Source organism: Stenotrophomonas sp. 8(2023) (assembly GCF_030345295.1).
GTDB classification, from domain to species: domain Bacteria; phylum Pseudomonadota; class Gammaproteobacteria; order Xanthomonadales; family Xanthomonadaceae; genus Stenotrophomonas; species Stenotrophomonas muris.
In genome coordinates, this window is record NZ_CP128404.1 from 4199071 (window position 1) to 4213565 (window position 14495).

Below are 14495 nucleotides of genomic sequence, written 5' to 3' on the forward strand. Positions count from 1 at the left end.
GTCCCAACTTGTGATCGGGCCGCAGACTGTCCTATGCACCAAACGGCTGCTATCCAACCCTCGCTTGGCAAGCTCGGCCACAACTACTTCAGGCGGCTGGCGCTCGAAGCCCTTGTAGGCGGTGCACGTCTCTCCCGTCTGGCCAATGGGATACGTTGAACTCTCCACCTCATCCCGGCACCCCGGCAGGCCCATGGCGAGCGAGAGGGCCATCAGTACACGCAAGCCGCGATGGACCTGCAGTGAACGCATTTTTTCCAGCAGCTGATGTAGAGATGGGCATGCTTTCACTTGCAGCCCGGTGCACCTCCCCGCAGAAAGCACAAGTCGCCCATTGGGCGACTTGTTCTCTGGTGCAAACGAGATCACGGAAGGGGGCACGCCTATCGCCTTCGACGCGAATTTTCCCACCACTGCTTCAACGCAAGAAACAGATGAAGGAATAGGAAGATCACCGCGAAGTAGCCCCAAATACGCAATCCCGTATGCATAGCGTCCGGGTAATTGCGGTACGTGAGAACTGCGAAGTAAGAAGCGCCAAAGACCGCAGCGAGAAGCTGAGTGCCTAGGAGGCCTTTCAACAAGGGACTCATTTTTTCTTCTCCAGGTCCTTCTGTACGACAGTCGCCCCTGCTCCCGCCAGGCCCTGCCCCGCTTGGGACGCCGCGCCCTGGAGTGCCGATTGCCTGGGAATGGCAGTTCCGGTTGACGCAGTGGCACTTGCCATGTTCGGCCCACCTGGGCCGCGGGATTGACTCAGCCGTTGGAGTGATCCGCGTGCAGCTGGGCCTGCGAAATCACCCATGGCAACGCCAACCCCGGAGGCTGCCAATCCACCCGCTGCACTGCCAATCGCATTTGAAGCGACGCCCTCCGCCGTGATGGGTTGCCCTTTGATTGCGCTCTCTGCGGCGGAGCCAGCACCACCCGCCACCGCATTGACCACGGTCTGTATGGCAACCGCACGCCCTACCGAAATCGTGCCGGAACCCACTGCCGCAACGGCCACTCCACCAGCGCCTCCGGAGACTGAGCCAACCGCAGCAGCAATGCCAGCCTCCACTTTGTCGATAGGCTTATCCGGATTCATGGCTTTTTGGACCGCGATGTCTGCGAGGCCGCCCAGGACGGCACCGTAGATGAATGGCATTACTGGAACCCTTCCGTCCGGATCGGTGAAGGAGTACGGATTGCCATAAGCGTAGCTGTATCGATTGAAGTGTTTCGTGCTTGAATGCGTAGAGATCGGATCCACCGAGAGGAAGAGTCCCAACTGGGGATCATAGTAGCGCTGCTGCATGTAGCTCAGCCCAGTGGCAGCGTCGCTCACGTGTCCCGTATATCCAGGTCCATCCGCAACCTGCCCGCCAACAACGGCCCCATAGGGTTCGTAGTCATAGCGCTTGACCACGTTGCCATTGGCGTCGGTCTCGGCAACCACCGAACCAAGCGCATCGGTATGAATGTAGGTGACCGTCTCGGCACTTGCCGATGGCGTCAGCGCCAGGCTCATCATTAGTGTGCAACAGAGCCAGCCCCCCACGGAGCCCCGTTCGGGAATGCGCTTCGCCACCCCCAAAAGGACGAGGGAAACACGACGATCAGCCTCCTCAATCGTTTCCATTCTCCCCATCCCCTTGAAAGAGCCTTCCAGCAAGATTCCGTCTTCATATCACAGCCCCCGATGGCTGGGGAAGTCACATTGAAAACCAGTGCGAGTTGACGTGAATCAAGCGGTGGCTGCTGCCACACTGTTTTTCCAGAAGCATCCATGGTTGCACCACCTGGGATGCCCAAGTGGAATTGGCGTAGCGCTTGGAAATGCGTGGTCATGTGTAACCGACACCATTCAATTTGAGTAGAACGTCAATTTGAGTAGCACGGCGAATTGGCGTCCATCGTTCACTTGATGGCCGAATCTTGTTTCCGCAGAGGAGGAAGGCATGCCCCAACCGTCTGCCGGAATCCCCCTAGCCGCTTCACCAGCAATTCCCGATGGTTGGCCGCAGCTCACCTGCCGCATCATCAAGCGCCCGACTGCAGGAATCCACACATGAGCCTGGCGCTGGTCCACAGCCGTGCCCGCGCCGGGGTCGATGCCCCACTGGTGCGGGTGGAAGTGCACCTCTCTGGCGGCCTGCCTGCCACCCAGATTGTCGGCCTGGCCGAGACCAGCGTGCGCGAATCGCGCGAGCGCGTGCGTGCCGCCCTGCTATGTGCGCGCTTTGACTTTCCGCAGCGGCGCATCACGCTCAACCTCGCGCCTGCCGACCTGCCCAAGGAAGGTGGGCGCTACGACCTGGCCATCGCGCTGGGCATTCTTGCCGCGAGTGGCCAGGTCGATCCGCAGTCGCTGCTGCAATACGAGTTCCTGGGCGAGCTGGGGCTGACCGGCGAACTGCGGCCGGTGGCCGGAGCGCTGCCTGCTGCGATTGCGGCGGCTGATGCCGGCCGCATCCTGGTGGTGCCGCCCGGCAATGCCGCCGAGGCGGCGCTGGCCGAGCACGCGGATGTGCGCGTGGCGCGCACGCTGCTGGAGTGCTGTGCCGGTCTGGGCAATCCGCGCCTGCTGCCGCCCGTGGAGCGCGTGGACACGACACCGTTGCCCCTACCCGATCTGGCCGACGTGCGGGGGCAGGCGCATGCACGGCGCGCGTTGGAAGTGGCGGCCGCCGGTGGGCACCATCTGTTGTTGATCGGCAGCCCTGGCTGCGGCAAGACGCTGTTGGCTTCGCGCCTGCCCAGCCTGTTGCCGGATACCGAGGAAGCCGAGGCGTTGCAGCTGGCCGCGATTGCCTCGGTGAGTGGCGAAGGGCTGGACCCAAGACGATGGCGGCAGCGGCCCTTCCGGGCACCGCACCACAGTGCGAGCGCGGCGGCGCTTGTGGGTGGCGGCAATCCGCCCTGCCCTGGCGAAATCTCGTTGGCCCATCACGGCGTGCTGTTCCTGGATGAGCTTCCGGAGTGGAACCGCAGTGCGTTGGAGACCCTGCGAGAGCCGCTGGAATCCGGCCACATCCGCATCGCCCGCGCGGCACGCAGCGTGCAGTATCCAGCGCGATTCCAGCTCGTGGCGGCGATGAATCCCTGCCCCTGCGGCTGGGCCGGCGACCGCAGCAACCGCTGCCTGTGCAGTGATGAGCGCATCAACCGCTACCGTGCGCGCGTGTCCGGCCCGTTGCTGGACCGTATCGACCTGCATATCAGTGTGGCCCGTATGGACGCAGTGGAGTTGCGGGAGAGCACGCCGCTGGGGGAGCCCAGTGCGGCGGTACGTGCACGGGTGGAAGCCGCCCATGCCAAGCAGCAGGTGCGTGGCGGGCTCAACGCGCATCTGCCGCCGGCGGCACTGCGGGCCTGTACCCGACTGAGCGAGGCAGATCAGGACATGCTGGAACAGGCCATCGAGCGCCTGCAGCTGTCGGCGCGGGCGATGCACCGGATTCTGCGGGTGGCGCGCACGATTGCCGATCTGGCGGGTTGCGAAACGATCCAGACGGCGCATCTGGCCGAGGCCATTGGCTACCGGCAGCTGGACCGGGGGAAGGCGAGCACGTAATCGCAGCGGGCAGAATCAGGCCGTGTCATGCGGGCACACGTTCAAAAAGATCCGGCAGCCATTCCGGCTTGAACAGGGAAGCAGGCTGTTCTCTCATCTCTTCTACGCGCCACCATTTCCACGCCCTGATCGTGGCATTTTCCTCCTCCGTCCACCCGTCACGCTGGATGTCGGGCTGGTTGGGGCTGCGGACCAGAAAATATTCTTCCAGCCATCGCGCGGGCGTTGATCGGGCGACCGCGTAGACGGCATCGCGCTTTTCCAGCCGCACGCCTATCGGCAGATCCAATCCGGTCTCCTCCCTGAGCTCACGCCGTGCGGCGTCCGCATATCCCTCCCCGGGCAGAAGCTCCCCGCCCGGTGTAGCCCAGAAGGGAGCGTGGTGTTCATCGTGATACCGGAACAGCAACACCGCATCCTCAGCAACGATCACAAGGCGTGCAGATCGTCTGATTTCCATCGTTTCCCGTCCTTACCAGCCCGCCCCAGAATAGGCCAAAAGCAGGCGGACCAAGAGAAAGCCATCAACGCGTGTCGATTCCTGGCCAGTGATTCACTTTCCCAGGATGGGCGCCTGTCGCCGGACGGCAACGGACGCCATGCGGCGGCTGACAAGGCCGAAGAGGTCCTGCAGTTCGGCTGCGCGCTCGGGCGTGCTGTTGCTGCCGAAAAGCACACGCGCCAGCGCGGCTTCACGGGTGTCATGCGGGAACCGCAGGCGGTCCCGGTACACCTTCTGGCACACCAGCCAGGCCCGGCGCAGCCCACCGCCGGGCAGCGGGCGGACCACGCGTTCGTAGACCTGCCAGAACTGGTACTCGCCCTGCAGATCGATCGCCGGCGCCACGGACAGCGCCTGCCGGGGCCGTCCTGGGCCCCGGATGCCGAACAACGGGGTTCGCGGGTTGTGCTGTGCCATGCCAACAGGATGACCCAGCAACATTGTGGGAACCTTGCGTCGCCGCCAGAAAACCCCTGTTGTTTGCGCAAGGCGGGTTTCTAGGCGGGTTTTGGGGGTCAGAGCCCTTTGCTGCGCAAAGGGCTCTGACCCCGATCACGGGGTGGCTGCGGGGTCGGATCCCTTTGCGCAGCAAAGGGCTCTGACCCCACCCTCATCGCCTCAGAACGCCATCGAGGTACTGAACATCAGCTGCCGTGGCGCGCTGCGCTGCAGGGTCTGGTAATCCCCCGAGAACGACGAGCCGGCGATGGTGGCGGTGCCGATGTTGTGGCGGTTGAACAGGTTGCTCACGTCCAGCCGCAGCTCCAGGCCGGGCACCGCGCTGTCCGTACCGAAGCGGTAGGCGGCATAGGTATTGACCTGCCAGAACGTCGGCACGCGGATGTCGTTCTCGTAGGTGAAAGGTTGGCGCAGGTACGAGGTGCTGGTGGCACCGAAGCGCCAGTCACCGAAGTGGGCGGACAGGTCGCTGACCAGCGAGATCTGCGGGTAGCCCGGCTGGGCGTTGCCCTTGATCGGGTACACCGTGTCGCCCACCACGAAATCGCTGTCGTAGTACGAACGGGCCACGGCCACGCCCTGGTAGAACTGCAGGTGGTCAGTCAGGTCGGCGGTGATGCCGAGGTCGGCGCCGATCACGTGCATCTTCGGCATCAGCCGCACGGTGTTGATCTGCGCGAACTGGGTACCGATGGCGGCCGACAGCAAGCGGTTGCGGATGTCGTTGTAGAACACGTCGCCGGTGATCGTCAGCCGGTCGAAACGATGCGATGCGCCCACGGTGAGGTTCCAGTTCTTCTCCGGCCGCAGCGTGCCGGCCACGCGGTCGAACTCCTCCTGGTCGGTGATGGTCCACGCCGAGGCGGTGTAGCCGATGTTGCCGCGCTGGGCCACGCGGTAGCCGTTCATGGTATTGGCCAGGTCGATGAAGGCATCGGTGGATTCGGTCGGGCTCCAGAACAGCGAGACATGCGGCAGGAAGTTGCTCTTCGCGCGCAGCGTGCCGTTCACCGGCCGGTCCTTGGCATCACCGAGGCCGCCACCGCTGGTGCGGAAGTCCACGGCCTTGAAGCCGACACCCAGCTTCAGCGTGTCGTTCAGCACGATGTCGTCCTGCAGGTAGAACTGGCGCGAGCGGGTCACCCAGCTCGATGCGTTGTCGGTCTTGAACGCGGGGCCGTACACATCGAACGGACCGGTGGCCTTCAGCGGCGGGCCCTCGCCCAGCAGCGGCTGCTGGTACCACTCGGTCTTGGCAGCGGCCTTGCTCTTCTCCTGCCAGAAACCGGCGGTGAAGGTGTGCGCGCCGGTCTCGAACTGCAGGTTGAGCATGCCGCCCAGCCGGTTGAGGCGCGGGGTCTGCACCTGTTCGGAGAACGGCGCGCCGTTGGGCGACGGCACGTTCGGGTCGGTCAGCGTGGCCTGGGTGTGGCTGTTGGCGTTGTACAGCTGCACGTTGCCGCTCAGCGCCGGACTGATCTGGAAGCGGTGGTTGATCGAGGACACGCGGTCACGCGTGCTCTGGCCGGTGTCGTAGGGAATCAGCCCGGACAGTTCACCACAGGTATAGGCGCCGCAGGATTTGTCTGCGTTCTCCGGCGAGGCCACGTAGTACGCCCAGGCGTAGTCCGGGTAGAAGATGTCGGCCTTCCAGCCCAGCTTGCTGATCATGTCGAAGGAAATGTTGTTGTAACCCCAGACCTTGGCCTTGCTGTCGGACAGGAACACGGTGACATCGCCCCAGGCGACGTCCTGCTGCAGCTTCAGGTCGCCGCGCAGGAAGTTCTGCGTGCCCTCGCCCTGGTACTTGTCGGCGGACACGCGCTGCAGGTCGACCAGCACTTTCGGGCCATGCTCACCGAGCTGGCCGCTCTGCCCGGATACGGTGGTGACCAGCGTGCTGTTGCTGCCCACGCCCTGCTTCACGCGCAGGCTGGGCGTGTCCTGCAGCTCGCGCAGGTGGTATTCCAGGCTGCCGCCGTTGACGCTGCTGGAGAACACGCTGACCGGTGCGCCACCGGGGCTGACCGTGATCGCGCCGATGCCATCGGGCACGCCCACGTTCACCACGCTGGTGCCGGTGAGCGAGAGGAAGCCGTTGTCATTCAGCGGCACGCCTTCGAAGGTGATGCCCATTTCGTTCATGCGGAAGCCGCGCACGAACAGGCTGGTGGCGGAGATATCCAGGCCCAGCCCATCGGTGGCGGTATAGCTCGCGCCCGGCACCTGCTTCAGCATGGCCAGGCCATTGTTGCCGGTGACCATCGCGTCGAGGTCCTCGGCCTTGATGATGTAGCGGTTGGGACCGACCACCTGGGTCGGTCCCACGGCCGCGCCGCGCGGCGTGGCGATGACCTGCAGGGCGTTGAGCGTGGTGGGCGTGTCGAGCGCGGCGTCGTGCGTGTCTGCGGCGTAGGCAGGTGCAGTGGTGGCCGCGATGATGGCCAGGGCGAGGCGCGTCGTGGGTGGGGTGTTCATGGCAGTAGATCCAGGGTGCAGGGAGAGAGCCGCGCAGGCGCACGCCCAGCGCGTTGCAGCGCCGGTGTCGGCGCCCTGGCTGGCGATGCGGTTGCGTTGAAGGCGTGACGGCGCGGTGCGTGCCGGTCAGTGGCAGACGAAGACGATCATCTGCCGTGGGATTCGGTGGGGTGATTTCGACGTGCGGAATTCTTGCATCGCACTGCCGCATCCGCCATTGCGCGGTGGTACAGCGCCGATGGCGGTGGGGATGGGTGGGCTATACGTGGGTATAGCCCCGGCGTGGTGAGGGCCGACCTTGGTCGGTGCTCGTGTGCCAACCAAGGTTGGCACCTACCGGGGCGAATGGGGCCTGGTAGAGGCCGACCTTGGTCGGCGCTTGCCGTCTGCGCGTGCCAACCAAGGTTGGCAGCTACCGGGGCGAATGGGGATTGGTAGAGGCCAACCCTGGTCGGCGCTTGCCGCCTGCGTGTGCCAACCAAGGTTGGCACCTGCCGGGGCGAATGGGGCCTGGTAGAGGCCGACCTTGGTCGGCGCTGGCCGCCTGCGTGTGCCAACCAAGGTTGGCACCTGCCGGGGCGAATGGGGCCTGGTAGAGGCCGACCTTGGTCGGCGCTTGCCGATTGTGTGTGCCAACCAAGGTTGGCAGCTACCAGAGCATAGGGACGCGCGGCTACTGCAGGACGAAACGCTCGATCGCGCGCGCCACGCCTTCATCGGCATTGCTGCTGGTCTCAAACCGCGCCACCGCCTTCACCGCGTCGATGGCATTGCCCATCGCCACGCTGGTGCCGGCGTACTGCAGCATGGTCAGGTCGTTTTCCTGGTCGCCGATGGCCATCACGTTGGCCCGCTCAATGCCCAGGTGCTCGGCCAGCTTCTGAAGGCTTGGCCCCTTGCCCGCGCGGTGGTCGAACACTTCCAGGAAGAACGGTGCGCTCTTCAATACCGCGAAGCGCTCGGTCAGCGCGTTGGGCAGGCGCGCGATGGCAGCGTCCAGCACCTCGGGTTCGTCGATCATCATCAGCTTGATGAAGGACATCGACGGGTCCATGTCTTCCACGCGGCGATACGACAGCGGCATCCGCGAAAGATGCGAGTCGGCCACGGTGTAGTAGCTGATGTCCTGGTTGGGCGTGTACATGCGCTGGCTGTCCAGCGCCTGGAAGTGCACGCCCAGGTCGCGGGCGACCTGCTCGCAGAACAGGAAGTCGTCGAAGCTGAGCGGGTACTCGACCACGGTTTCGCGCGTGCCGATGCGCTGCACCAGGCCGCCATTGCAGGCGATGCAGTAGTCGTCGTTGCCGGTGATGCCGAGCTCGTGCAGGTACGGCGCCAGGCCCGGAACCGGGCGGCCACTGGTCAGCACGATGTGCACGCCCAGCGCCCGCGCCTGCGCGATGGCCTTCCTGGCGCGGGGGGTGAGCTGGTGCGACGGGTCCAGCAGCGTGCCATCCATGTCGATGGCGACCAGTTCGATGGTCGATTGCCTGAGGCCCATGTCCATTGCGTTCAACTCGTGCGGGGCACGCCAGTTTACCCCCTCATGCCCGGTTCACCTCTTTGCCCACGTTGGCCGGGATACTGCAGGAGCCTGTGCGTCCCCCACCGCAGGACGGCCCGCTGACCGCCCTTCCCTGGAGAACCTTGCGACGCATGACCTACCGTGCCCCCGAAACCAACGACAGCGCCCCCCTGGCCCAGCAGATCGAGCAGATGATCGACGAGCTGCCCGGCGACCAGGTGAGCGTCGGCACCCTGCTCAGCGCGCTGGGCGATGAGGGCCTGCTGCTGGTCGTGATCCTGCTCTCGGCCATCTTCATCATTCCGGTGTCGATTCCCGGGCTGAGCACGGTGTTTGGCGCCTCGATCCTGCTGATCGGCCTGAGCCGGGTGCGCAACCGCCCGCTGTGGGTGCCGCAGAAGCTGGCGCGCCGCGGGATCGCCACCGACAAGCTGAAGGCCAACCTGGGCCGTGCGCTGAAATGGGTGCACCGCATGGAGCGGCTGTCGCGGCCGATGCGGCTGGCGGTGATGGTGCGCTCGAAGAAGATGATGCGCCTGAACAACCTGATGCTGGTGTTCGCGACCCTGCTGCTGATGGCACCGGCCGGGCCGATTCCCTTCAGCAACACGCTGCCGGCGCTGGCGCTGATGTCGTTTGCGATTGGCTTCATCCAGCGCGATGGTGCGGCGGTGGCAGCCGGCTACGGCTTCGTGGTGGCCACGGTGGTGTACTTCGGCGTGCTGCTGGGCGGCGTGGGGTTTGCTGCGGAATCGGTGTTCAGCGGGTTCCGCAGCAGTACCGCCGAACTGTAGAGCCGAGCCCATGCTCGGCTGCTGTTCGCTCGGTGCACGGAAACCCGCGCGCTGCGCGCGTAAGCCGAGCATGGGCTCGGCTCTACAAAGGCCGGATCCACAGCAGTCGAGCGTGGCTCGACGCTACACAGCTATTTCGCCGACACCCGCCACACTACGTCGCCCACGTCGTCGGCCACCAGCAGCGCACCCTCGGCGTCCATCGCCATGCCCACCGGCGCACCCATCAGGGTCTTCTCGTCCTTCGAGGTGAAGCCGCTGACCACGGTCTGCGGCCGCCCGGTCGGCTTGCCGTCCTTGAACGGTACGTAGACCACTTCGTAGCCACTCAGTGGCGAGCGGTCCCAGCTGCCGTGCTCGCCGATGAAGGCGCCGCCGTGGTACTGCGCCGGCAGTGCCTGGCCGGTGTAGAACAGCAGGCCCAGCGGTGCCACGTGCGAGCCGATGGCATAGTCCGGCACGATCGCCTTGGCCACCAGGTCCGGCCGCTGCGGCTGCACGCGCTCGTCCACGTGCTGGCCGTAGTAGCTGTAGGGCCAGCCGTAGAAGCCATCTTCCTTCACCGAGGTGAGGTAATCCGGCACCAGGTCGGCACCGATCTCATCACGCTCGTTGGCCACGGCCCACAGCTGGCCAGTGCTCGGCTCCCAGTCCAGCCCGGTCGGGTTGCGGATGCCCGACGCAAAGATGCGGCTGCCACGGCTAGCTACGTCCACCTCCAGCACGACCGCGCGGCGATATTCGACGGCCAGGCCATTTTCAGTAATGTTGCTGTTGGAGCCGACGCCCACGTACAGCTTGCGGCCGTCGCGGCTGGCCAGCAGTTCCTTGGTCCAGTGGTGGTTGATGGTGCTGGGCAGGTCGGTGAACTCGCGGCCCTTGTCGGACATGCGGGTTTCGCCGGGCACGTAGTGGTACTGCATGATGTTGCCGGTGTTGGCCACATACAGCGTGTCACCGATCAGCTGGATGCCGAATGGCGAGTGCAGGCCTTCGATGTAGACGTGCTGGGTCCAGGTGTTCGTGCCTGGCGAGCGGCGCAGCAGGGTGACCCGGTTGCCGCCCTTGCCAGCCTTGCCCGAGCGCGCCTTCACCTTGCCGGCGATCCACTGCTTGGGTGTGGTGACCGGCTCTTCGCCGGGGCCATTGCCTTCCACCACCAGTACATCGCCGTTGGGCAGGGTCAGCAGCCGGCGCGGGTGCTGCAGGTTGGCGGCGATGCGCTCGATCTTCAGGCCTTCGGCCACCGTGGGCGACTGGCCGTCGGCCCAGCCCACGCCACGAGGCACCTGCATCGGCGGCATCAGGAAGTTCTTCGGCGCCGGCAGCGGCGGCTTCGCACCCGACTGGTCGGTGGGGTGGTATTCGGCCTTGCCCGCGCAGGCCGACAGGGTGACGGCCAGTGCCAGCGCGGCGACGGTGGGCAGGATGTGCTTAGCCATGACGACCTCCCTGCAGCACCGGCGGCTGCAATGACAACAGGATCAGGCCCAGGGCGATCAGGGCCACGGTCAGCGCCGACAGGATCGTGCCCGGCACAGCAACGGCATACGCATCGCGGCTGTGCACGAAGGCATTCCAGATGGCCAGCACCACCGCGACCAGGTTGAGGAAGAAGTCGATGCGGTCGATGCGGGTGGCCGTGCCGTTGCGGCGCCAGACCGCGAACAGGTTGATCAGGCGCGGCACGATGGCGATCAGCAGGCCGAACGTGATCAGCCAAGCGGCGGCCTTGCCCCACATCACCTCGGCGCTGTTGAGATAGATCGCGTCGAAGATCAGTGCACCGACGAAGAAGCCGAAGGGTATCGGGTTCAACAGGCTGAACAGCGTGGTGCCGAGGCCGCGACGGGCCTGGGCGAGCGGATTGACCATCATCGTGCTCCGTGCGGAAGGGTGCACGGACTGTAGTAGCACAGCGCGATGTGAGGGCGCGCGATGACGCCCCGGCGGGGCTGCCACACCCACCGGGCAGGCACCGCACTACGTGGGTTCGTCCTCGCGCACCTCGTGGAAGGGCAGCATCGTCTCGAAGCCGAATTCGTGTTCCATGCTGGTGCGGACCAGGCCGCCGATGGCGTAGTAGCTGGTATTGGCGTGTACATCGATGCCACAGGGACCATCCTCAGCCAGCAGGTGCAGTGTCTGCGCCCTACGCATCTTCACTCTTTCCTCCTGCAGCAGCGCGCGTCGGTGCCGCTTCATCAGCAAGCGCAACTGTTTGATCGTCGTGATATTGAATGTGGCGAGCGCCGGCAGCAGCTCGGCGATATCCGCATCGGTCCAGTAATCATGGCGACGGTGGTACATCGACAGCACCACCTTGCGGATGGCGGCAACCGAGAGCGGGGTCTGGTCTGCGCGCGCACGTGCACGCTGGCGTTCCTTCTTCATGTGTCTTCACCTGCATGTGGTTACCCGAGTTTCCCGCACCCGAAGCAAGCGCGCGAAGATGGCGTGAAGGCATTCGCGCGCCCTGTCATAACCTGACGTCCTAAGTGTTTGTGACGCAATTTGCATATTCGTACATTGCGGATGTGAAGAGGTAGGGGGTTCTCCGTTGTGTCGCGTTTGGCTCGTTGCGATGGGGCAGTTCCGCCCCGCCGTCCTGCCATGCCGATTCACAACAGAAGGATTCGTGTATGAAGCGACACACGCAACGCTCCGCGCCACCGCGCTCTGCGCGCCTGGCCCTTGCCACTGCCCTGGTGCTGGGCAGCCTGGCCGTCACCGCCCAGGCCCAACAGGCCGATCCACTGGCGGGGATACAGTGGCACCTGCTCAACACCGGGCAGACGGTCCCGGCTGACACCCTGCCGGTGGCCGGCAACGACCTGAACGTGGATGGCCTGTTCCGCAACGGCATCCGCGGCCAGGGCGTCACCATCGCCATCGTCGACGATGGCCTGCAGATCGCGCACCCGGACCTGGCCGCCAACGTGGCCGCGGTGGCCGGCAAGAACTTCATCAACGGCTCGAACAACCCCACCCCGACCAACCCGGATGTCGACAACCACGGCACCATGGTCGGCGGCATTGCGGGCGCGGTGGGCGCCAACAACCTGGGCGTACGTGGTGTGGCGCCGGCGGCGACGCTGAAGGGCTTCAATCCGATTTCGCGCTCAGCCCTGGGCAACCAGCAGAGCAACATCGAGTACGCCTGGTGGGACGGCGCGGAATCGGCCGACGTGCAGGTGTTCAACAACAGCTGGGGCGCCGGCCCGGGCAATCCGAACCTGCCGCTGGCGTACAGCGAAAACACGATTCGTTCGTATGAGCAGGCACTGTCGGGTACGCGCGGTGGCCGCGGCGGCATCTACGTGAAGTCGGCGGGCAACAACTTCAACAATGCCTCGATCAGCCAGACCCAGGATGTCTGCACCACCGACACCAAGAACCGCAACACCGGCTGCGTGCCGGCCGGACGCGATCCGCGCAACAACCTGTTCAACGTGATCACGGTAGGCGCGGTGCGTGCCGATGGCGTGCGCTCGTCGTATTCCTCCACCGGCTCGGCGCTGTGGGTGTCGGCCTTCGGCGGCGAATACGGCCTGCAGGCCCAGTACGCCCCCGGCCTGGTGGCACGCGCCTACGACCCGGCCATCGTCACCACCGACGTGACCGGGTGCGCGCAGGGCAGCAACAAGAACACCAACCGCCAGAACACGCTGGACAGCAACCTGTCGGCCATCGACAGCACCTGCAACTACACCGCCAAGATGAACGGCACCTCGGCGTCAGCGCCGATGGTCTCGGGCGTGGCGGCACTGGTGCTGGAAGCCAATCCGAACCTGTCCTATCGCGATGTGAAGTACATCCTGGCCACCACCGCCACCCGCAACCACCCGAACCAGCCGGCGGTGACGCTGGCCGACGGGCGCACGCTGGTGCCAGGCTGGACGGTGAATGCTGCCGGCCGTGCCTACAGCAACTGGTATGGCTTCGGCGTGGTCAACGCTGCACGCGCGGTGCAGGTGGCCGAGAACTTCCAGTCGCTCGGTGCGCTGGTCGACAGCGGCTGGCGCAACACCACGCGTACCGTGGCCATCGGCAACACCTCGGCCGCCGCCGCACGCCTGACCTTCCAGTTGGCCAACGGCGCGCGCAACATCGAAAGCGTGCAGCTGGGCTTCCGGGTCAACCACCGCAATACGCGCCAGCTGCAGTTCGTGCTGGTGTCGCCCAGCGGTACCCGCAGCGTGGTGCAACCGGCGTTCACCGCGATCGGTTCGGGCACGGGTGGCGCGCAGAGCAACTTCACCAGCTGGGACCTGCTGTCCAGCAATGCCTTCCTGGATGAGAACGCCACGGGCACCTGGACGCTGGAAGTGACCGACATGGGGCAGGCCGCGACCGCTGCATCGCGTGGCAACCTCGAATTCTTCAAGATCCGCGTTCTGGGGCACTGATGATGAAGACCACCATTCTGTTGAGCACGCTCGCCTTCGCGGCGATGACCTCCCCTGCCTGGGCACAGAGCTCGGGGCAGACCCCTCCGGCCAGGACCCTGTCGACCGTGGATGCTCAGGAACTGAAGGCGTCCGCTACCGGCCGCTCGTTCGATGTGGGCGGCACGCGTTTCCAGCTGTCGCCCTCGGCAACGGTAAAGCAGGCCAGCGGCGGCCAGTTCACGATCACCCCGCAGGCGGCGGCGACCACCAGCGCGCGTACCAAGCGTTCGCTGGATGGCGCCGCGGCGGCGCCTGCTGATGCCGGTGCCGGCAAGTTCGCGGCGGCGGTCTCCCGTGACGGAGCGCCGGTGGTGGCGACCTCGCGGGTCAAGGTGTTCTTCACCGATGCAGCATCGGCCCAGCGCGCGGCTACGGCCACCGGTGGCACCGTGGTGAAGGTGTCGAAGGCTTCGGGCCAGGCCATCGTGGAGTACCCGTCGGTGAACGCGGCACTGGATGCGACCACCAGGCTGCTGTCCACCGCTGGTATCCGCGCCACCGAGCCGGACGTGGTGCAGTGGGAAGAGACCAAGTAAGGCGTTGAGCGGTACCCCGGCCGGCTGGCTCTCCTGGCCGGCCGGGGATTGGTGTGGGGGTGTGCCGACCAACGGTCGGCACCTGCCGGGGCCGCGCGCGTGTAGAGCCGAGCCGATGCTCGGCTGCTGTCTACGGGGTGCCGCAGGCGCGGTGCGCGCGGCGCCGAGCATGGGCTCGGCTCTACAGCTGT

At 65.5% G+C, this 14495-nt stretch carries 12 protein-coding genes; 4 read left to right on the forward strand and 8 right to left on the reverse strand.

The genetic code is table 11. The annotated features are described in order from the left end of the window. Positions 1-589: 589 nt before the first annotated feature. The gene (locus QP609_RS19455; RefSeq protein ID WP_227863693.1) at positions 590-1513 is read right to left on the reverse strand and encodes an RHS repeat-associated core domain-containing protein; all 924 of its coding nucleotides are present in this window, start codon (positions 1511-1513) and stop codon (positions 590-592) included. Positions 1514-2053: 540 nt separating this feature from the next. Between QP609_RS19455 and QP609_RS19460 the strand changes: the two genes are divergently transcribed. Next, the gene (locus QP609_RS19460; protein ID WP_014648717.1) at positions 2054-3559 is read left to right on the forward strand and encodes a YifB family Mg chelatase-like AAA ATPase; all 1506 of its coding nucleotides are present in this window, start codon (positions 2054-2056) and stop codon (positions 3557-3559) included. A 25-nt stretch (positions 3560-3584) separates the two neighbouring features. On the opposite strand, the gene QP609_RS19465 is transcribed toward QP609_RS19460, so the two are convergent. The 4 genes from QP609_RS19465 to yidA form a co-directional block, all read right to left on the reverse strand. Then, the gene (locus QP609_RS19465) at positions 3585-4019 is read right to left on the reverse strand and encodes an NUDIX domain-containing protein (RefSeq protein ID WP_032958800.1); all 435 of its coding nucleotides are present in this window, start codon (positions 4017-4019) and stop codon (positions 3585-3587) included. A 93-nt stretch (positions 4020-4112) separates the two neighbouring features. Next, entirely contained in the window at positions 4113-4502 is a 390-nt protein-coding gene (locus tag QP609_RS19470; protein ID WP_041863926.1) for a hypothetical protein, read from the reverse strand. 177 nt (positions 4503-4679) lie between these two features. Continuing rightward, the gene (locus QP609_RS19475; protein ID WP_197621525.1) at positions 4680-6998 is read right to left on the reverse strand and encodes a TonB-dependent receptor; all 2319 of its coding nucleotides are present in this window, start codon (positions 6996-6998) and stop codon (positions 4680-4682) included. Positions 6999-7671: 673 nt separating this feature from the next. Further along, a complete protein-coding gene (yidA, locus tag QP609_RS19480; RefSeq protein ID WP_197621524.1) occupies positions 7672-8505 on the reverse strand; it encodes a sugar-phosphatase in 834 nt (277 codons plus the stop codon). A gap of 149 nt (positions 8506-8654) precedes the next feature. On the opposite strand from yidA, the gene QP609_RS19485 reads away from it, so the two are divergent. After that, entirely contained in the window at positions 8655-9317 is a 663-nt protein-coding gene (locus tag QP609_RS19485) for an exopolysaccharide biosynthesis protein (protein WP_032958795.1), read from the forward strand. Positions 9318-9448: 131 nt separating this feature from the next. On the opposite strand, the gene QP609_RS19490 is transcribed toward QP609_RS19485, so the two are convergent. The 3 genes from QP609_RS19490 to QP609_RS19500 form a co-directional block, all read right to left on the reverse strand. Next, the gene (locus tag QP609_RS19490) at positions 9449-10759 is read right to left on the reverse strand and encodes a sorbosone dehydrogenase family protein (protein ID WP_197621523.1); all 1311 of its coding nucleotides are present in this window, start codon (positions 10757-10759) and stop codon (positions 9449-9451) included. Further along, on the reverse strand, positions 10752-11192 hold the full coding sequence (locus QP609_RS19495) for a DUF2231 domain-containing protein (protein ID WP_197621522.1): 441 nt from the start codon (positions 11190-11192) through the stop codon (positions 10752-10754). Before QP609_RS19495 ends, QP609_RS19490 begins: the two co-directional genes overlap by 8 nt. Positions 11193-11300: 108 nt before the next feature. Next, positions 11301-11711: a hypothetical protein gene (locus QP609_RS19500; RefSeq protein WP_075076244.1), complete on the reverse strand. Its 411-nt coding sequence runs from the start codon at positions 11709-11711 to the stop codon at positions 11301-11303. A 248-nt stretch (positions 11712-11959) separates the two neighbouring features. Between QP609_RS19500 and QP609_RS19505 the strand changes: the two genes are divergently transcribed. Continuing rightward, positions 11960-13726, forward strand: a complete 1767-nt coding sequence (locus tag QP609_RS19505; RefSeq protein ID WP_014648725.1) for a S8 family serine peptidase — start codon at positions 11960-11962, stop codon at positions 13724-13726. Beyond that, on the forward strand, positions 13726-14304 hold the full coding sequence (locus QP609_RS19510) for a hypothetical protein (RefSeq protein WP_046432975.1): 579 nt from the start codon (positions 13726-13728) through the stop codon (positions 14302-14304). The genes QP609_RS19505 and QP609_RS19510 overlap by 1 nt, the downstream gene beginning before the upstream one ends. Positions 14305-14495: the final 191 nt, after the last annotated feature.

What these genes read in the sequence shown, in the direction of transcription:
- QP609_RS19505 (WP_014648725.1), top strand. Translation starts at nt 11,960, where the DNA reads ATGAAGCGACACACGCAACGCTCCGCGCCACCGCGCTCTGCGCGCCTG.
- QP609_RS19485 (WP_032958795.1), top strand. Translation starts at nt 8,655, where the DNA reads ATGACCTACCGTGCCCCCGAAACCAACGACAGCGCCCCCCTGGCCCAG.
- QP609_RS19490 (WP_197621523.1), bottom strand. Translation starts at nt 10,759, where the DNA reads ATGGCTAAGCACATCCTGCCCACCGTCGCCGCGCTGGCACTGGCCGTC.
- QP609_RS19455 (WP_227863693.1), bottom strand. Translation starts at nt 1,513, where the DNA reads ATGAGCCTGGCGCTGACGCCATCGGCAAGTGCCGAGACGGTCACCTAC.
- yidA (WP_197621524.1), bottom strand. Translation starts at nt 8,505, where the DNA reads ATGGACATGGGCCTCAGGCAATCGACCATCGAACTGGTCGCCATCGAC.
- QP609_RS19500 (WP_075076244.1), bottom strand. Translation starts at nt 11,711, where the DNA reads ATGAAGAAGGAACGCCAGCGTGCACGTGCGCGCGCAGACCAGACCCCG.
- QP609_RS19475 (WP_197621525.1), bottom strand. Translation starts at nt 6,998, where the DNA reads ATGAACACCCCACCCACGACGCGCCTCGCCCTGGCCATCATCGCGGCC.
- QP609_RS19465 (WP_032958800.1), bottom strand. Translation starts at nt 4,019, where the DNA reads ATGGAAATCAGACGATCTGCACGCCTTGTGATCGTTGCTGAGGATGCG.
- QP609_RS19510 (WP_046432975.1), top strand. Translation starts at nt 13,726, where the DNA reads ATGATGAAGACCACCATTCTGTTGAGCACGCTCGCCTTCGCGGCGATG.
- QP609_RS19495 (WP_197621522.1), bottom strand. Translation starts at nt 11,192, where the DNA reads ATGGTCAATCCGCTCGCCCAGGCCCGTCGCGGCCTCGGCACCACGCTG.
- QP609_RS19470 (WP_041863926.1), bottom strand. Translation starts at nt 4,502, where the DNA reads ATGTTGCTGGGTCATCCTGTTGGCATGGCACAGCACAACCCGCGAACC.
- QP609_RS19460 (WP_014648717.1), top strand. Translation starts at nt 2,054, where the DNA reads ATGAGCCTGGCGCTGGTCCACAGCCGTGCCCGCGCCGGGGTCGATGCC.